17 protein-coding genes are annotated in these 16,976 nt (G+C 57.2%); 3 read left to right on the top strand and 14 right to left on the bottom strand.

The features are described 5' to 3' along the window. Window positions 1–318: 318 nt before the first annotated feature. From B5G06_RS12585 to B5G06_RS12535, 11 genes are all read right to left on the bottom strand, one after another. Entirely contained in the window at window positions 319–756 is a 438-nt protein-coding gene (locus tag B5G06_RS12585) for a hypothetical protein (protein WP_087189403.1), read from the bottom strand. Window positions 757–760: 4 nt separating this feature from the next. Continuing rightward, window positions 761–1,300, bottom strand: a complete 540-nt coding sequence (locus B5G06_RS12580) for an FMN-binding protein (protein ID WP_087189402.1) — start codon at window positions 1,298–1,300, stop codon at window positions 761–763. Next, window positions 1,297–2,271 (bottom strand): RnfABCDGE type electron transport complex subunit D, encoded by a 975-nt coding sequence (locus B5G06_RS12575; protein WP_087189401.1) that lies wholly within the window; start codon window positions 2,269–2,271, stop codon window positions 1,297–1,299. Before B5G06_RS12575 ends, B5G06_RS12580 begins: the two co-directional genes overlap by 4 nt. Beyond that, window positions 2,268–3,575, bottom strand: coding sequence for an electron transport complex subunit RsxC (rsxC, locus tag B5G06_RS12570; RefSeq protein WP_087189400.1), 1,308 nt, complete (start codon window positions 3,573–3,575; stop codon window positions 2,268–2,270). Before rsxC ends, B5G06_RS12575 begins: the two co-directional genes overlap by 4 nt. Before the next feature lie 31 nt (window positions 3,576–3,606). Continuing rightward, the gene (locus B5G06_RS12565) at window positions 3,607–4,641 is read right to left on the bottom strand and encodes an FAD:protein FMN transferase (protein ID WP_087189399.1); all 1,035 of its coding nucleotides are present in this window, start codon (window positions 4,639–4,641) and stop codon (window positions 3,607–3,609) included. A 53-nt stretch (window positions 4,642–4,694) separates the two neighbouring features. After that, window positions 4,695–5,768: a hypothetical protein gene (locus B5G06_RS12560; protein ID WP_087189398.1), complete on the bottom strand. Its 1,074-nt coding sequence runs from the start codon at window positions 5,766–5,768 to the stop codon at window positions 4,695–4,697. Window positions 5,769–5,785: 17 nt separating this feature from the next. After that, window positions 5,786–6,115, bottom strand: coding sequence for a DUF1622 domain-containing protein (locus B5G06_RS12555; RefSeq protein WP_087189406.1), 330 nt, complete (start codon window positions 6,113–6,115; stop codon window positions 5,786–5,788). Further along, the gene (locus B5G06_RS12550; protein ID WP_242955493.1) at window positions 6,096–6,644 is read right to left on the bottom strand and encodes a Gx transporter family protein; all 549 of its coding nucleotides are present in this window, start codon (window positions 6,642–6,644) and stop codon (window positions 6,096–6,098) included. The genes B5G06_RS12555 and B5G06_RS12550 overlap by 20 nt, the downstream gene beginning before the upstream one ends. 9 nt (window positions 6,645–6,653) lie before the next feature. Further along, window positions 6,654–7,052: a NusG domain II-containing protein gene (locus B5G06_RS12545; RefSeq protein ID WP_158094716.1), complete on the bottom strand. Its 399-nt coding sequence runs from the start codon at window positions 7,050–7,052 to the stop codon at window positions 6,654–6,656. 1 nt (window position 7,053) lies between these two features. Then, the gene (locus B5G06_RS12540) at window positions 7,054–7,539 is read right to left on the bottom strand and encodes an AAA family ATPase (RefSeq protein WP_087189396.1); all 486 of its coding nucleotides are present in this window, start codon (window positions 7,537–7,539) and stop codon (window positions 7,054–7,056) included. Between the two features lie 139 nt (window positions 7,540–7,678). Next, window positions 7,679–9,436, bottom strand: coding sequence for a sensor histidine kinase (locus tag B5G06_RS12535; protein ID WP_158094715.1), 1,758 nt, complete (start codon window positions 9,434–9,436; stop codon window positions 7,679–7,681). Between the two features lie 87 nt (window positions 9,437–9,523). Here B5G06_RS12535 and B5G06_RS12530 point away from each other — a divergent pair, with 87 nt between their 5' ends. The 3 genes from B5G06_RS12530 (at window position 9,524) to B5G06_RS12520 (ending at window position 13,125) form a co-directional block, all read left to right on the top strand. Beyond that, window positions 9,524–10,210 carry a response regulator transcription factor gene (locus tag B5G06_RS12530; protein ID WP_087189394.1) on the top strand — a complete coding sequence of 229 codons (687 nt, stop codon included), beginning with the start codon at window positions 9,524–9,526 and terminating at the stop codon, window positions 10,208–10,210. 445 nt (window positions 10,211–10,655) lie between these two features. Further along, window positions 10,656–11,579 (top strand): magnesium transporter CorA family protein, encoded by a 924-nt coding sequence (locus B5G06_RS12525; RefSeq protein WP_242955494.1) that lies wholly within the window; start codon window positions 10,656–10,658, stop codon window positions 11,577–11,579. A 181-nt stretch (window positions 11,580–11,760) separates the two neighbouring features. Next, window positions 11,761–13,125 carry a citrate/2-methylcitrate synthase gene (locus B5G06_RS12520; RefSeq protein ID WP_087189393.1) on the top strand — a complete coding sequence of 455 codons (1,365 nt, stop codon included), beginning with the start codon at window positions 11,761–11,763 and terminating at the stop codon, window positions 13,123–13,125. Between the two features lie 42 nt (window positions 13,126–13,167). Here B5G06_RS12520 and B5G06_RS12515 read toward each other — a convergent pair whose 3' ends face one another. The 3 genes from B5G06_RS12515 to B5G06_RS12505 form a co-directional block, all read right to left on the bottom strand. Then, window positions 13,168–14,604: a hypothetical protein gene (locus tag B5G06_RS12515; RefSeq protein WP_087189392.1), complete on the bottom strand. Its 1,437-nt coding sequence runs from the start codon at window positions 14,602–14,604 to the stop codon at window positions 13,168–13,170. Then, window positions 14,597–15,082 carry an RNA polymerase sigma factor gene (locus B5G06_RS12510; protein WP_087189391.1) on the bottom strand — a complete coding sequence of 162 codons (486 nt, stop codon included), beginning with the start codon at window positions 15,080–15,082 and terminating at the stop codon, window positions 14,597–14,599. Before B5G06_RS12510 ends, B5G06_RS12515 begins: the two co-directional genes overlap by 8 nt. Before the next feature lie 102 nt (window positions 15,083–15,184). Continuing rightward, window positions 15,185–16,768, bottom strand: a complete 1,584-nt coding sequence (locus B5G06_RS12505) for an NAD(P)/FAD-dependent oxidoreductase (RefSeq protein ID WP_087189390.1) — start codon at window positions 16,766–16,768, stop codon at window positions 15,185–15,187. Window positions 16,769–16,976 lie beyond the last annotated feature (208 nt).

Below are 16,976 nucleotides of genomic sequence, written 5' to 3'. Positions count from 1 at the left end.
GAATCCATTTTAGTGGCCATCCTGTCAATGCACCATGTCTGCGGTGACCATGCACCATGTCTGCGGTCTGGCTGCACCATTCGTGCGGTCTAAGGGCACCGTTTCAGGCGGCGTATTCATTTGGGAGAGAATAATGGATTTTTAGTTTATCATGCAACGGATAGTTCTATGTTGGATCAGCTTGTGAACTATGTGCAAGAAAATAGGACAAAGAACTCATAAATGATATCATTAAGGCGGGAACATCGCTTCAGATGTTCCCGCCTCTTGTTGTTCCTGTTTTATCTGATTCCTTTCCTGAGATACGAAAGGGATCAATCACAGGAAAAGGCGGCTGCAGCCCTGAACCGCCAGGAACAGGACCCCGGCAGAGAGCAGGGGTGCGATCTTGCTTGCCGGACTGGAGGCCAGACGCTGACAGATGGCGGTAAACAGGAAGGTCAGCACCATAAACGCAGCCCAGCTCACCAGGGCAAACCGGAGCAGCTCCTGACCGGACATGAGACCTGCCGCCAGAGGCAGCAGAACGAAGGTCAGCGCGCTGAGCAGCGCTGTCACAGGCCAGCTGCGACGCTCTACCGGTTTCCCGGAATAATGCTCGAGAATCAGGGCCACCAGGGAGATCCCGCTGACCAGCATCAGATCTAGCGGTGGCAGGATGGCGGCAGGAGCAAAGGCGTGCTCTGCCAGATAGCCCAGAAATACCAGACCCGCTACCGCAGCCAGGAAGGTATTCAGACGATAGGTATTTTTCATCACATCAACCTCCCCATTCGGTGGCGCTGGAGCCAATATCCGCGCCGGTTACAAAGGCACTGGCTGAGGTAACAGCCTTGGCCACCGCCTTGGAGGTAACGGTGGCGCCGGTGAGGGCGTCCACATTTTCGCCTACGGTGAAGGTGGTGCCATTCCAGAGGAACTGAGACAGGAAGGATACATCGGAGAGGGCCTCCATGCCAAGCCCGTAGGTCTCCTGCATATCCCGCACCACCAGACTGGCAATGGTGCCGTCCAGATTGACGCCTACCAGCATGGTGATATCGCCGGCATATCCGGCGGTGACCGTTTCAATCACATAGCCGTTATCTGCCTTGTAGACCGCGGAGATAGCCTCGTCCTCGCCGGTGTACTCCTCCTGGACAAAGGATTCTGCGCCGGGCAGAAGGCTGGAGAGGATGGACTGCAGCTCCTGTTCCTTGTTTTCCTGAGCAATGGGGGAGAGCACGGTGGTGCCCAGGAACAAAACCAGGGCGGCGATAAGAAGGGCAGCCACAGGCTGGATCAACTGTTTTACGTTCACTGTACGCCGCCTCCTTTCACAGTACCAAAGCGTTTGGAGGGTGTGAGCCGGTCCAGGCTCCAGACACAGGCGTTCATCAGCAGGATGGCATAGGTGACCCCTTCCGGGAAAAGTCCGTAGTAGCGGAAGCAGACGGTCAGTACGCCGCATCCCACGCCGTAGATCAGCTGGCCCATGGGGGTAACAGGGGAGGTGGCATAGTCGGTGGCCATAAAGAAGGCGCCCAGCAGCACGCCTCCGCCCATCAGGCTGTAGAGCATCCACAGGATGGGGTCCTGGCCTTTGGAGAAGATCAGGGTAAGCAGTGCCACAGAACCCAGATAGGTGACCGGGATGCGCCAGGAGATCACCTTGCGGAGCAGCAGGTATCCGCCGCCCAGCAGCAGGGCCAGGGCGGACACCTCGCCGATACAGCCGCCCATATTCCCCAGAAATACATCCAGCAGGGACTCCGTAGGCAGCGCAGGCATCTGCATATGGTGCAGAGGGGTGGCGGAGGATACGATGTCCACTGAGACCGACAGCGGGTCCAGGGAGGTACCAGGCGCCGCATAGCGGACCATCCAGCTGGGCCAGAACAGGACCAGGAAAGCCCGGGCAGCCAGGGCAGGGTTAAAGATGTTCTGTCCCAGACCGCCGATCAGCCCCTTGACCACCACAATGGCAAAGACACCGCCCACAGCCGCCAGCCAGTAGGGGGCGGAGGCGGGGAGGGTCATAGCCAGCAGAACGCCGGTCACCGCTGCGGACAGGTCCGGCAGGGTGTTGCTCTGCCGGGTGACCATGCGGTAGAGCCACTCAGAGAGCAGGCAGGCCAGCACGGTGACTGCGGTCAGGACCAGGGCTCTGATACCAAAGAACCACACACCGGCCACAAGGGCGGGAATCAGCGCGATCAGCACCGCTCCCATCAGACGGCTGGTGCGGGACCCGCTGTGAATGTGCGGAGAGGATGTTACAAGCAGTTTCATGCTTTCTTTGCCTCCTTCAGCTGCTGTTTGCCCGCACGGAACCGCTCCACCAGCGGGAGCTGTGCCGGGCAGGTGTAGCTGCAGCTTCCGCACTCGATACAGTCCGTCAAATGCAGCTTCTCAAGTTCCTTCCAGTTCCCGGCCTGTTCAAAACGGTACAGGTACAGAGGCTGCAGGTGCATGGGACAGACGGACACGCACTTGGCGCAGCGGATACAGGTCTGGGTTTTGGACTGGGGAACTGTGGCTTTCAGGCACAGAATGGCGTTGGTGCCCTTCAGCACCGGCACGGCCAGGTCCTTTTGGGCAAGGCCCATCATGGGGCCGCCGGACAGCACTTTTTGGGTGTCCTCCGCCATGCCGCCGGCAGCGTCAATGGCCTGCCCGAAGGAGGTACCGATGCGGAAAATCATATTCTTGGGCGCCGCAGCTCCGTCGCCGGTGACCGTCACGATGCGGCGGGTGACCGGTTTTCCCTCGTATACCGCCTGATAGACGGCGGCAGCGGTGGCTGCGTTGAACACGGCGCAGCCCACGGCGGCGGGCAGCTTGCCCGGAGGGACCTGTCGGTTGGTCACGGCCTGGATCAGCTGCTTCTCCGCGCCCTGGGGGTAGCGGGTGGGCAGTACCCGCAATTCGATGGATGAGTCCTTGGGCAGGGCGTCCCTCAGGATGCGGATGGCCTCCTGCTTGTTGTCCTCAATGGCGATCACCGTATGCTTGGGTGCGAGGGTATGGATCAGGGTCTCCGTTCCCCAGATCACCTGCTCCGGATAAGTACAGATGAGGATATCGTCCGCCGTAATATACGGCTCGCACTCACAGGCGTTGATGATGACATAGTCCACCTGGCCCAGTGCGGAGAAGGCCTTCACGTCTGTGGGGAATGCGGCGCCGCCCATGCCCACGATGCCTGCATCCCGGATGATGCGGAGGATCTCATCTCCAGAGAGATCCTGGTGGGTCAGATGGGGCTTTAGGGTGTCGTCCGGTGTGTCTGTATAGTCATTTCCGATCACGACGGACAGCGCTTCGCTGCCGCCGGGGTGGGGACGGGGCTCCACAGCCACCACTTTACCGGAGACAGAGGCATGGATGGGGGCGCAGATTCCTTGGCCATCGCCGATCTTTTGTCCCATTTTGACCTGATCGCCCACCTTGACCACGGGGGTGCAGGCTGCGCCGATATGCTGGATCATGGGCAGGACGACCTGCGCCGGCAGGGGTGCGGGAATGGGGGCCGCGCCCCGGGAGAGAGCTTTATGTCCCTCTGGGTGGATACCACCCCAAAACAATTTTCTCATTCTTTCCACCTCGATGATATGAGCGCTTTGGCTATATGCGGATATACGCCTGAAATCCGGGGCTGTACAGGATGGTTCCGTCCTGACGCACCCACATGGCTTCTGCCTGGAAGGCGTCCAGCAGGGCCTGTCCCTCCTCCTGGGGCAGGGTAAAAAGGGCGGTAGAGAGGGCGTCTGCTACACCGGAATCCCGGCACAGAATGGTGACCGAGCGCCAGTAGCCGGCAGGATAGTTGGTGTCAGGATCTATGATATGGTGGTATGGAACGCCGTCCACGGTAAAATACCGCTGATAATCTCCGCTGGTGACCACAGAGACATCTTCCACATAGATGGTATGGAGATATTGCTCCGGATCTTCCGGGTCCTGAATGCCTACCACCCACGGCTGGCCGCTTTCCGGCTTTGGGCCGGTGGGACAGACATTTCCACCCACGCTGATGAGCAGCCCGGAGGGGGTGTTCCGGCAGACCTGCTCCACCGCATAGCCTTTGGCAATGGCGCCAACATCCAGTTTGACCTCCGGGTCAGACAGGAAAACGGTACTTTCTTCCACGTCAATCTGGATGCTGTCGATATCCGTGTGGGCTGCGGCCTGCTCCAGGGCAGCCTGGTCCGGCAGTGCCGCCCGACTGGGGTCGGCTATGCCGGTTTCCCGGGCGTCATGCCACAGGCGAAGTACGCTGCCCATGGCGATATTGACCCTGCCCTCCGTCTGGGTATACAGCTCCTTGCTGAACAACAGCAGGTCAATGATCCGCTGATCCACCTTGATGGGGTGTTCCCAGCCGTGATCGTTGATGGTCTTGATGTTGTTGATTCCCTCGTACTCATTGTAAATGTCGTAGAGCTGATGATATTCCAGCAGTTCATCATGGAAGGCCTGGGCCGTGTCGGTAAAGGCCTCCTCGGTTTCGGCATATCCCACGATGGTGGTGACGGTGTCAAACAGAGTCAGAAATGTGGCCTCATAGCGGTTCAGCCCAGTGTCGTCAGGCTTTGCGGGGGCTGCTGTGCACCCGCAGAGCAGAACCAGCAGGAGGATCAAAGTGGCCGTTCGCTTCATATAACCTCTACTTTCCAAATGACAGGCGTATCAAGCTGCCGTCTGAAGAAAACTCAGGCGGCGGCTTTTGCAATCAGGGCCTGGAACTCCCCGATGGCAATGGTGACCGAGGCGGCCAGGTCTGCGTCGGCGGCAGCGCCCTTTTCGGTCACGGCGATCTCCGCCACCTGGTCCAGGGTCTTGCCGGTCACATATGCGCAGAAGGCAGCCACCTGCTCGTTCCATTCCTTGCCGATGGGGCTGATCTGGCCCATGCCGTAGTTGTCGCCCAGCTCATTTTTGGTGGGCGGTACCGCGGTCAGGTCGGTGGTGATAACGCCGGCAGCGTCAAAGTCCACGTTGGCCTGCACAGCGTCGATGTAGCAGCTGGTGATCACGTCGCCGTTCAGGGTAATGGCGGCCACAGTGGCGGAGGTCTGGACCTGGCCGGGCTCCTCAGCGGTGGCGCTCTTGCTGTTGGCAATGTTGGTGGAGGTGGTCAGAACCAGACGATCCCCCTGCATGGCGCCAAGATGAGTGGCGTTGGAAACCGCCTGCTCGATGGCATCCAGATAGCCGGCGATGGAGACGGTGACGGAAGCAGCCAGATCCGCATCGGCGGCCTTGCCCTCCTCGGTCACGGCGATGCCCTTGATCTCCTCCACCGTCTTGCCCTCTACGTAATCGGCCAGAGCCTGAACCTGTTCGTTCCACTCCTTGCCGATGGAGCTGACATGGCCCATACCGTAATTGCTGCCCAGCTCGTTTTTGGAGGGCACCTGGGCGGTCAGGTCGGCAGTCAGGGTTCCGGTGGCGTCAAAGGTGGCTTTTGCCTGGATGGAGTTGATCACGCAGGAGTCGATGACCCCTTCGTCGGTCACAGTGACCGCCACCAGTTCAATATTGGCCTGACTGTATCCATCCTCGCCGTCCGCGGCATTTTTGCTGCTGGACAAGCTGGTGCCCAGATAGAGGCCGGTTTTGACCGCGGCATCCGATGTACCTTGAGTGTGTTCCGGAACCGGTTCGGTGACGGCGGGCGCAGATTCCTCAGGCTGAGGGATAGCCACCACTGCCGTGCTGCCGCAGGCGGACAGTGCGCCCATAGTCAGCGTACCGGACAGGATCAGTGCAAGCAGTTTCTTCATTTGTGATACCTCCTGAATTATGATTCGGTGTGATGTATCTGCTTCATTTCAAAGTGAATGAGAAATGATAACAGCGCGCGCAAAAGGATGACCGCCCCCAATACCATCAGCTCATTGAGCTCATGCACCAGGACGGTTTTCAAAATCTCAGCGGCCATTTTGAATTCCAGACTGATGGCCAGCCCGTTGGCCAGAGCAAATTTGACGTCTGATCCGGAGTGGGTGACAAGCCCTTTCAGGTAACGGATAAATGCGCCGGTGGCCGAGACCACTACCACGAAGATACCCATGATCTCCAGAATTGCGATGATGGTGGGCAGGGCAGTTTCAATCAAATTCTCCAGCATAGGAAACCTCCATGTTTGATGCAAAGGGCAGCTGTGCCGCGATCATGGCCCGGAAACAGGCGGCAGAGACTGCACCGGTCAAAAACCCTGTGACAATGGAAATCAGCAGCAGCGCCGGAAGATATCCGGCCACATAGACAGAGCGCAGCAAGAGCACCGCCATCAGGACCTGACCGGTCTGGTGGGCGGCCGCACCGCAGATGCTCACCCCATAGATGGACAGAAAGGGGAGGCGGCGGGTCAAAGCCATGGTGGCCATGGCCAGTACCCCGCCGGTGATGGAAAAGAAAAAGGCGGTAAGGCCGCCGCCAAACATGGCACCAAGGGCGCACCGTATGACAAGGATCTGAACGGCGCTTTTGCCGCCCAAAAAGTACAGGGCAAACAGGGTGACAATATTGGCCAGCCCCAGCTTTACCCCCGGCAGCGGGATCAGCAGCTGTAGGGGAAGAAAGCGCTCCATATAGGATAACCCCAATGCAAGTGCAATCAGCATGGCGCTTAATGCAAGAGATCTTGTTTTACCCATGTCAGCCTCCTATCTGGTTACACCGTCCACCTGGGGCTCCCCTTCGGTACCCACCAGACGAAGCTCCAGGCGGTTGGGCAGGCAGACGATGCTCTGCCTGGCATCTTCATGCCAACCGCTTTTGACGCAGTCCTGGCCCGGACAGTTGGAATCAATGATGGCAGCCCGGCCATTTTGGATTTTGACCGTGTTCTGATAGCTGCCGCTGATCTGGATCTCCTGATCCTGCATCAGGTCATACTCGCCCTTCCAAATGCCGTCCTGCCAGATCTGGACAGAAGCGGCCTTTCCGCCCGAACCCATACTCCAGCCGGCAATCAGAGCGGCCGCGGCCATAAGGACCAGGCACACCGCCAGAAGATCGCCCCGGCACAGAATCAATCGAACTGTTTTGTATGCTTCTCTCATTTCACTGACCTCTGCGCTTGCGCATGACATTCAGCGCCACAAACTGACCCAGCAATTCCACAGTGCCGACTGTTCCCAACAGACTGCTGTTTACAGTCAGATCATACCGGTCCAGATTGGCCCATTTCTCGCCGGTATAGAGTCCGTACAGCCGGGCCCTCTCCCGGTCCTGGTAGAGGGCCTCGCGCTGGGCCTGTTCTCTGGAGAGATGATTTTCTTCCATGATCCGCTGGAGGCGATGCTCCATGTCACAGTGGATGAAGGTACGCATGAGGCCTTCCCGCCCGGCCAGCACATGATCGGCACAGAAGCCCACCATGACGCAAGGCCCGGCATCGGCCAGCCGGAGAATCTCTTCCTGCCAGTCCTCGATTCGAGTGTGGGGCAGGGCGTCCACATTGTAATAGGGAATATTCAGATGTTTGGCCAGTCTCTGGCCGATCTCCCGGCCGCCGCTGCCATATTTCCGTGCAATCGTTATAATCATCTGACGGCTCCACTTCGTGACAAGAATGAATTTGTCAAAATTATAACAATCTCTGCTTAATGGGAAATTACTGTACCCTTAATATTTGTTAAGAAAAGAGGATGGATGCCTCCCAACAGGAAAACATCCATCCTCTTTCTTATGATATGCTGTTGTCGCAGTGTTCATCCTCCTGGGCGGGGATGGGCAGTCGAACGGTGAATGTGGTTCCCTGTCCCAATTCGCTGTGGACACGGACCGTGCCGTGGTGTTCCTTTACCACCTGCTGTACGATGGCCAGACCCAGCCCGGTTCCTTTGCCTCGCTCCTTGGTGGTAAAGAAGGGCTCAAAGATGGTTTCCAGCAGTGCAGGGTCGATTCCAGGCCCTGTGTCGGCCACATGGAGGCAGATCCAGTCATCCTCAGGTTCGGTTGTGATGGTAAGGGTTCCGCCGTCTGTCTCCATGGCCTGGTAGGTGTTTAAAACCAGGTTGAGCAGCATCTGGGACAGCTGGATCTCGTTGCCGTGTACCCAGAGGTGCCGGCACTGAAGCTTGTGGCTGACCTCTACCTTGGGAGGTTTCGCCGGTGCGGCGATCTCCAGAACGCGGACCACCAGATCGTCCGGCGAGATATACTGGAAAGTGAGGGGAGTATTTTTGCGGGAGAGGTCCGAGAGGCGGGAGATAATGGTTTTTGCCTTTCTGGAGGCCTCGTAAATTTCCAGCACATTGTCATAGGTCTCTTCGGCGTCCGGCGGCAGTTTTTCCAGAACCAGAATGGAGTAACCCATAATGGGTGTCAGAAGGTTGTTGAATTCATGGGCAATGCTGGAGGTCAAGGTGCCGATGATCTCCAGCCGCTGATGGTGGGCCAGAGCCTGAGACTTCTTAGTGACCGCCTCCAGGGCAAGATTTTGTTCCCGAAGCATGAGTACTTCCTGCTGGGCTCGTGCGTTGCGCCGGGCCACCAGCAGGATGGAGCCAGCCAACAGCAAAATTCCAATCACGATCATGCTGCTGTAGGCGGTAAGCCGTATAGCGGACATATGGATGGGCCGTTTAATGGTTTCATAATTGAGGGAGGCACCCACTGTAAACACACCATTGTTTCCGTCGGCTGGGATGGCTGCCATGCGCGCCGTATAGGCTTTTCCATCTTCGCTGGTCTGAGCCTGGTAGAAAAGAGACACATTCTCGCCCTGGCTTTGGCAGTTCAGCAGCGCATTCAATTCGTCCTGATTGATTATGCCGCCTGTATCATCCTGGACCAGGGTCGCCACAGCGCCTTCATCTGTTTGATACAGCAGGGTTCGCCCACCTGCGTCCAGAAGCAGAATGCGGTCTTGGGTGCCGGAAATCAGATTTCCCGCCACAGCCTCATAAAATTCCGTAAGCTCGATCAGTACGGCGTATTGCAGCTCTCCTTCCATGCCTTTCTGGAACGAAAGATAGATGGTGCCGGAGGCATCCACGCAGGGCCTGATGTCAACGTCTCCCTCCAGGCCGGCATTGGGCGGAAACACATAGTCTGTTTTTCCGCGGGAGGAGTATAAAATACTTCCATTGTCGATACAAAGAATGTCGTATGTCAGAGGATGTTCTGATAGGATGGTCCCCTCCACCTGAAGGGCAAGTGCTTCCGTATTTCCAGTGTTTCGGTAAGCAGTCTCAGCCTCGTCCAGGTCGTTCCTCTGCAATGTGTGCTTCAGCTCCCGGGAAAATTGCTGAATATAGCTGGTGATACTGCGGTCCACCGAGCGGGACAGCCCCAAAAGCTGCCGGTCTTCGTTTTCGATTATAATGTTTTCATATTGGTGGAAAACCCGAAATACCATAAAAATTCCGGCAAATATGAGGGCGAAGGCCAACAGGATAATAACCAGAAATTTGCGCTCCAATTTGATGGGCGGCTTCAAGTAAATTCCCCCCTTGTCAAACATATACTCGTCTTTTATACTGGATATCATACTGGAAGAAGCAAGCCGTGTAAAGGGGGATGCACCTTGGCTGATCTTGTACTCATTGTTGATGACGACAAAGCCGTTCTTACCATGCTGTATAAAGTGATCAGCAGCAATGGCATTCAGGCAGATACCGCCGATTCCGGGGAGCAGTGCCTTGAAATGCTGACAAAGAAAACATACGATCTGCTTTTGCTGGATATCAATCTGTCCGGCATGGATGGGTTTCAGGTGATTCAGCATATCCGGCGAAACGGCAGCAAGATCCCCATTATGATCGTCAGCGGACGCAAAGAGGATTATGATACCCTCTATGGTCTGGACATCGGTGCAGACGACTATATCACCAAACCCCTCAACCCTGTTACCCTTGCGGCAAAGGTAAAAGCCCTGATCCGCCGCAGCCGGGGGAATTTGCCCGGAGCGGATCAGATCATCACAGCCGGTCCCTTTCAGTACAATACCAGCACCCTGCGGTTCTATAAAAATGGGGAAGAGGTGGTTCTCTCCTCCAAGGAAAACGCCATTATCAAGCTGTTTATGGACAATGTGAATCATATTTTTTCCAAGGATATGATCTACGACCTGGTATGGGGGTCGGCTATCATTGACGAAAATGCCATTATGGTTTATATCAACCGAATCCGGGCAAAAATCGAAGAAAACCCATCCAAGCCCCAGTATATCCAAACAGTCCGTGGATTGGGCTACCGCTTTGTAATTCCGTGAGGAGCGGAAGAATACGGGGCGGCCTTCCGTGGCGCATGGATGAGACTTCCAGCAAAGTATTTTAGAGGAGGCATTTTGTCTGAATCTGGATTTCTTTGTGGAAGAAAAGGCGGAGCGGCGGGAGTGCAGGCTTGCAATTCCGTGGGAAATAGCATATAATAAGGGGTAGCCCAACGGCTGGCAGTACCAGTCAGCCAGTTTTTAGGGGAAACAGATTATGTCATAAGGGAGTGATATGCGCCGTGAGCGGTGACCCTCTGAGTCGAGAATGCAACACAACTGGCACGGCGTATTGGATCGGCGTTTGACCGGTATAACCGGGAGCGCCCGCACGCCTGTGCCCTTTTTCGGTCCGCTGGTATAAGCGGAACGAATCAGCGAGACAATAGGTGTGCGGGGATTTTTATGCCTTTTTGGTCCCTGCGCCCAGAAAGGCGTGAGTGAATTGCTTTCCATCCATAAGACCATCAATGGGAAAATGACCAAGCTGGATGCCGTACGGGACGGCTGCTGGGTCAACCTGACTTATCCCAGCGAGGATGAATTGAACACAGTGGCGGTGACCCTGGGCGTGGAGCCCACCTTCCTGCGGGCCGCGCTGGATGAAGAAGAGACCTCCCGTATCGACACGGAAGAGGGACAGACCCTCATCATCATTGACGCTCCTTCGGTGGAGAAGGATGACGCGGTGGTGTATTCCACCCTGCCTCTGGGCATTATCGTCACGGAAAAGCACATTATTACAGTCTGCCTGAAGGAAACCTCCATTCTGAAGGATTTCCAGGATGGGCTGGTGCGTAACGCAGACACCCAGAAGCGGACCCAGTTTATTCTCTATATGCTGCTCCAGGTGGCTAAGCGCTTCCTGCAATACCTGAAGCAGATCGACAAGATCTACAACTATATGGAGCGACAGCTCTACAAATCCCAGCGGAACAAGGAGCTTATCCAGCTGCTGGACCTGGAAAAGTCGCTGGTTTACTTTAATACCTCACTGAAAGCCAATGAGGTCACGTTGGAGAAGATCCTCCGGGGACGCATTATCACCCTTTATGAGGAGGACCACGATCTGCTGGAGGACGTGCTCATCGAGGTGCGTCAGGCTATCGAGATGGCCAACATCTATTCCTCCATCATTTCCGGCATGATGGACGCCTTTGCCTCCGTAATCTCCAACAACCTGAACGTGATCATGAAGGTGCTGACCTCTATCACCATCCTGCTTACCATCCCCAATATTTTCTTCAGCTTCTACGGTATGAACGTAGCCAATCTGCCCCTGGACCATTTCTGGTGGTTCCCCCTGGTGCTGTCCCTGGGCGTGATCCTGGTGACCGGCATCATCCTGAAGAAGAAAGATCTGTTCTAAATTTCGACCCGCTGTCCGGCACTGCCGCAGCGGGTCTTTCTTTTATAAGCTGACAAATATTTCAAAGAAAAAATAAAGTGCGATTCATACTGTGGTAACATTTTCATGGCATAATAGTTAGCAATGAACTAATTGGCAAAGGGGTTATCCCCTGGGTATGTGAAGAGAATGGAGGTTTTTCATGGCAAGCAATCCGAATTACTGTAATATTACGCCTGAAATCGAGAGCCTGGCGACTATGGCAAAAGAAAACAGCCGCATCGATCCAGGCGATTTTGTAAAGTATGATGTGAAGCGGGGCCTGCGTGATCTGAACGGTAAGGGTGTGCTTGCCGGACTGACCGAGATCTCCGATATTGTGGCCAAGAAGATCGTGGACGGACAGGAGGTTCCCTGTGAGGGCAAGCTGTATTACCGCGGCGTGGACGTGGAGCAGCTGGTGGCAGGCGCTCTGAAGGAGGGGCGCTTTGGCTTTGAGGAGACCGCCTATCTGCTTTTGCTGGGCAAACTGCCCACCAAGGAGGAACTGGACGGCTTTACCAAGCAGCTGTCTTACTATCGTTCCCTCCCCAACAATTTTGTGCGGGACGTAATTTTGAAGGCGCCCAGCCATGACATTATGAACTCCCTGGCCCGCAGTGTCCTCAACCTGGCCTCCTACGATGACCGGGCCGACGACATCTCTCTGCCCAATGTCATGCGCCAGTGCGTCCAGCTTATTGCCCTGTTCCCCATGCTCAGCGTCTACGGCTATCAGGCCTATAACTATAAAAGCGGCAGCAGCCTGTACATCCACGCGCCCCGGCCGGAACTGTCGGCGGCGGAGAACATCCTCTCCCTGCTGCGGGCAGATTCCTCCTATTCCTTCTGGGAGGCCCATGTGCTGGATATCTGTCTGACCCTCCATGCCGAGCACGGCGGCGGTAACAACTCCACCTTTACCACCCATGTGGTCACCTCCTCCGGCACCGATACCTACTCCTGTATGGCGGCGGCCTTGGCTTCTCTGAAGGGTCCCAAGCACGGCGGTGCCAATATCAAGGTGGTGCAGATGTTTGAGGACATGAAGGAGCACGTAAGGGACTGGAAGGATGAGGACGAGGTGCGGCAGTATCTCCAGGATCTGCTGGACAAGAAGGCCTTTGACAAAGCGGGCCTGATCTACGGTATGGGCCATGCCGTTTACTCTCTGTCCGACCCCCGCGCCAACATCTTCAAAACATTTGTGGAAAAGCTGTCCCGGGAGAAAGGCCGCAACGAGGAGTACGAGCTCTACTCCATGGTGGCCCGTCTGGGCCCCGAGGTCATTGCCGGGGAGCGGAAGATGTACAAGGGCGTGTCCGCCAATGTGGACTTCTACTCCGGATTTGTGTACCATATGCTGGATCTGCCTCTGGAGTTGTATACGCCCATCTTTGCTATGGCCCGTGTGGCAGGCTGGTCCGCCCACCGCATCGAGGAGCTTATCAATATGGGTAAAATTATCCGTCCTGCCTATAAGTATGTGGGCAGCCATGCGGATTATGTGCCTATGGATCAGCGCTGAACAACAACAAAAGAGCCGCCCTTTAGGGCGGCTCTTTTTTGCTCAATTGGCTCTGCGGACCTCCAGGTAGTAGTGTTCGGTCGACGGGTCCAGAGAGACAGTTTTGATCCCCTTTTTCAGGTCGAAGCCGAAATTCTGCCGGACGATCTGAATCAAACCCCGGTCCTCTAAAATGGCGGTCTGCTGCGTACAGGTCAGGTTGGAACCCAGCTGAGTCAGAAGATCATAGCCGTAGATTCCGCGGTTCTCCGTGTGGGCGCACACGAAGTCGTAGCTGCCTTCCTTGGTAAAGGAGGCCTCCACCGTGACACGCTCCCCGGCGGGGATGGTGAGGGTAGCCTCCCCGTAGAAAATGCGTTCCTGAATGTTGCACCATTCGAATACCATCTCCAGCATCGTCATGTTGGACGGGATGGAGGTTCCAAAGCTCTTGCAGAGGGTGTCAAAGAATACTGCTCGGGAAAGTGCAAGAACACCCATTGGTTTTCCGTACTTTTGATCCAGGGTGTCTGGAGCCTGGCAGAGAGAATCCAGTACGTCACCCAGAGTGGACTGGTACTGGGTGACGTGGGCCGAGACGCCTGCCAGCTCCTCTCCGGGGGTACAGCCGCCGTCCTGGTAACCCTGAATGGTGTATTCCTCCAACGGATCTCCCACTACGATGAGTAGTCGGGGATCCTCGGCATGAGGCGAGTTGGAATCGGGCAGAGAGAACTGGCGTTGGGCCCAGCCTGCCTCCTCGTCAATCCCGCTGCCGTCGAAGCCATAGGTCAATACGGCGGGGGCGTCCTCCGACCAGGGGTAGGTCACCGCCAGGGTGGGGGCGGCGGCATCGCTTTCCGGAAGGACAAAGTCGGTAAAAGAATAGACCGTCACCGGAGTGTCCAGGGTGGGAGCCTCCTGGTGGGCGGCTGCCAGATCTCCGCCCTTGATGATGGCCGCGTATTCCTCCCAGGACTCCACGCTCTGGTTCCCGCCCACGCCGGGGTAAATGGTGGTCTCCAACTCCGTGCCGTCTGCCGTCAAGGTAACGGGATAGAGTTCATAGAAACTCCCGGCAAAGGGATAGACCAGGGTAACGGTCAGGTCGGTGTCTGTGGGATTGGTGAGTATATAGGAGTCTTTGATCTGGATTTTAGTGCTGTTTCCGTCTTGCCATGGGGCAAAGTCCAGGGTGATGTGCCGCTCAGCGGTCAGACTGACGTTCTCCAGTGTGGTCAGAGGAAAGACCGGCCCGGCATAGGACATGAAGGTGGAAGCCTCGTCGTGACCGGCGCCGGCGCCGCCGCTGCTGCCTCCGATCCGGGGCAGCAGCCAGAAACCGCCCAGTACCACCACGGCCAGACCAGCGCATACCCCCATCCAGGGTTTGAATCGCCGGGACTGCCTGCGGGCGGCGGGAAGGGCGGCGATCCGCTCCCGCAGCTGCTGAGAGGCGTGGAGGTTCTCAACTTGGGCCAGATAATCTGTCTTATTCATCCTCAAAGCCTCCGATCATCCGTTCCCGCAGGGCCTGCCGCCCCCGGGAGAGCCAGGACAGTACCGTGTTCCGCTTGGCCCCTAAGATCACCCCGATCTCAGCAGCGGTGTACCCCTCAAAATAGTGCAGGTAGATGGTGTTGCGGTAGGGCTCCGGCAGGGCCCGCACCTCGTCCAGTACCGAGCCGTCCGCCCCCGGAGGAGCGGGGAAATGTTCGGACAGAGGCACCTCGCCGCTGCGCTTGGCCCGGCGGAGATTTTTACACTTGTTGATGGTCACCCGCAGCAGCCAGGCCTTCAGATGCTCCCCGTCCTGAAAGCCCTTGCCGCTGCGCAGCAGGGCCTCAAAGACCTCTTGAGTTACATCCTCCGCGTCCTGTAAGGTGGGGGCGTTGTGGCAGGCCGCCCGGTATACGGTGTCCAGATGGTGTTCCATTGCGTAGGAGAAGGGGGCATCCCCCTGGAGCTGCATGGCCATAGCGCTCTCTCCTTTCTGCCCATAACACACCTGAGCGAGGAAAATGATTGCATCGGAAGTAAAAAAGTTCGCCGCCGCAGCAATGCGGCGGCGAACTTTACTTTAGGGTTGTGCGGCTAACGCTTCGGCCACTCGAATGCCGTCCACGGCGGCGGAGGTGATCCCACCCGCATACCCGGCCCCCTCGCCGCAGGGGTAGAGGCCCCGGACGGCGGACTGGCAGTCCTCCCCCCGGAGAATGCGGACGGGGGAGGAGGAGCGGGTCTCCACACCGGTGAGCAGGCTGTTCGGCGCGGCGAAACCGTGAAGCTTTCGGTCAAAGACGGGTAGCGCCCCCCGTAGTGTGTCAGTAACATAGTCAGGCAGGCAGCGGTCCAGGTCGGTAGGGGTGATGCCGGGACGGTAAGTGGGTTCCACAGTGCCCAGAGTTTTGGAGTCTTGCCGGGCCAGGAAATCCTTTACGGTCTGAGCCGGGGCATGATAGTTTCCGCCCCCAAGGGTGAAGGCGGCCTCCTCCCAGTGTCGCTGGAAAGCAACTCCGGCCAGAGGGTGGTCGGAGCCGAAGTCGGCGGGACCCACCCCCACCAAAAAGCCGCCGTTGATATTTTTGCCGTCTCTGGCCCGATGGCTCATGCCGTTGGTTACCAGCCGCCCCTCCTCAGAGGCGGCGGCTACCACCTGGCCGCCGGGACAGACGCAGAAGGTAAAGGCGGAGCGGCCGTTAGGCAGGTGGCAGGCCAGCTTGTAGTCGGCGGCGGGCAGTTTCTCCCAGGCGGGGCCAAACTGAGCCAGAGAGACAGCGCTCTGGGGGTGCTCGATGCGCACGCCGATGGCAAAGGGCTTCTGTTCCATGGGAACGCCGGCCTCCAGCAGCATCTGGAAGGTGTCTCGGGCGGAGTGGCCGGGGGAGAGGACCAGTGCGTCACAAGGCAGATCATAGCTTCCCTGAGGGCCTTCTACAGTCAGTCCGGCTACCGCCCCATCCCGGAGGATGAGACCGGTGAGCTGATGGCCGAAGCGCACGTCGCAGCCCAGGCGGATCAGTTCCTGTCGAATATTTTTGACCACGTCCCGCAGCACATCGGTACCGATGTGGGGCTTGTGCTGGTACAGAATGTCCTCCGGGGCTCCTGCGCCCACCAGGGTACAGAATACGGTGGAGATACGGGGATCGTGGGTGCCGGTGGTCAGCTTACCGTCGGAGAAGGTGCCTGCCCCTCCCTCACCAAACTGGACGTTGGAGGATGGGTCCAGCACGCCGGTGGTCCAGAACCGCTCTACATCAGCGGTCCGCTCCTCCACCGGGCGGCCCCGCTCCAGGACGATGGGGGCCAGACCGTTCCGGGCCAGAAAGAGGGCGGCAAACAGCCCGGCGGGGCCCATACCGACCACCACAGGCGGCAGGGAAGAGGTTCGCCGCACGGTTGGGAAAACATAGGGGGCGCTCTGGTGGAGGGAAACGTTTTTATCCCGGCACCGGGCCATAACTCTGCCCTCGTCGGCCACGGTTACATCTACGGTGCAGACGTAGTGGACGTCGTTCTTTTTCCGGGCGTCGATGGACTGCCGGGCTAAAGACAGCCCGGTGATGACCTCCGGTTTCACGCCCAGAATGCGGGCGGCCTTTTTTTTCAGCTGCCCTTGGCTGCCGTCAAGGGGCAGGGAGATATTTTGGATGCGGAGCATAGAGTGATCCTCGTATTTCTCAGAATGCTGGTATTATATCATAAATAAAGAAAAATGGCATCCATCCGTTGTAAAGGATGGATGCCATTTTTGTTTTGGTGGTACCAAAGACAACCCCCGGCTAAGCCGGGGGTAAAAAATAGCTTAAAGCGAGGAGAAGAGTAGAAAAAGAAAAAACTCCCTGATAAGGTAGAAGTGGTTTGCCGAC

This window comes from Flavonifractor sp. An52 (assembly GCF_002159385.1).
In the GTDB taxonomy this organism is placed as follows: domain Bacteria; phylum Bacillota; class Clostridia; order Oscillospirales; family Oscillospiraceae; genus Flavonifractor; species Flavonifractor avicola.
Note: the sequence above shows the minus strand (reverse complement) of the source record. Positions and strands in the feature narration are given on the sequence as shown.

Bases quoted from the DNA above. Each gene is read 5' to 3' on its own strand.
- B5G06_RS12585 (WP_087189403.1), bottom strand. From the start codon at position 756: ATGAAAAATACCTATCGTCTGAATACCTTCCTGGCTGCGGTAGCGGGT.
- B5G06_RS12575 (WP_087189401.1), bottom strand. From the start codon at position 2,271: ATGAAACTGCTTGTAACATCCTCTCCGCACATTCACAGCGGGTCCCGC.
- rsxC (WP_087189400.1), bottom strand. From the start codon at position 3,575: ATGAGAAAATTGTTTTGGGGTGGTATCCACCCAGAGGGACATAAAGCT.
- B5G06_RS12565 (WP_087189399.1), bottom strand. From the start codon at position 4,641: ATGAAGCGAACGGCCACTTTGATCCTCCTGCTGGTTCTGCTCTGCGGG.
- B5G06_RS12560 (WP_087189398.1), bottom strand. From the start codon at position 5,768: ATGAAGAAACTGCTTGCACTGATCCTGTCCGGTACGCTGACTATGGGC.
- B5G06_RS12555 (WP_087189406.1), bottom strand. From the start codon at position 6,115: ATGCTGGAGAATTTGATTGAAACTGCCCTGCCCACCATCATCGCAATT.
- B5G06_RS12550 (WP_242955493.1), bottom strand. From the start codon at position 6,644: ATGGGTAAAACAAGATCTCTTGCATTAAGCGCCATGCTGATTGCACTT.
- B5G06_RS12545 (WP_158094716.1), bottom strand. From the start codon at position 7,052: ATGAGAGAAGCATACAAAACAGTTCGATTGATTCTGTGCCGGGGCGAT.
- B5G06_RS12540 (WP_087189396.1), bottom strand. From the start codon at position 7,539: ATGATTATAACGATTGCACGGAAATATGGCAGCGGCGGCCGGGAGATC.
- B5G06_RS12520 (WP_087189393.1), top strand. From the start codon at position 11,761: ATGGCAAGCAATCCGAATTACTGTAATATTACGCCTGAAATCGAGAGC.
- B5G06_RS12515 (WP_087189392.1), bottom strand. From the start codon at position 14,604: ATGAATAAGACAGATTATCTGGCCCAAGTTGAGAACCTCCACGCCTCT.
- B5G06_RS12510 (WP_087189391.1), bottom strand. From the start codon at position 15,082: ATGGCCATGCAGCTCCAGGGGGATGCCCCCTTCTCCTACGCAATGGAA.
- B5G06_RS12505 (WP_087189390.1), bottom strand. From the start codon at position 16,768: ATGCTCCGCATCCAAAATATCTCCCTGCCCCTTGACGGCAGCCAAGGG.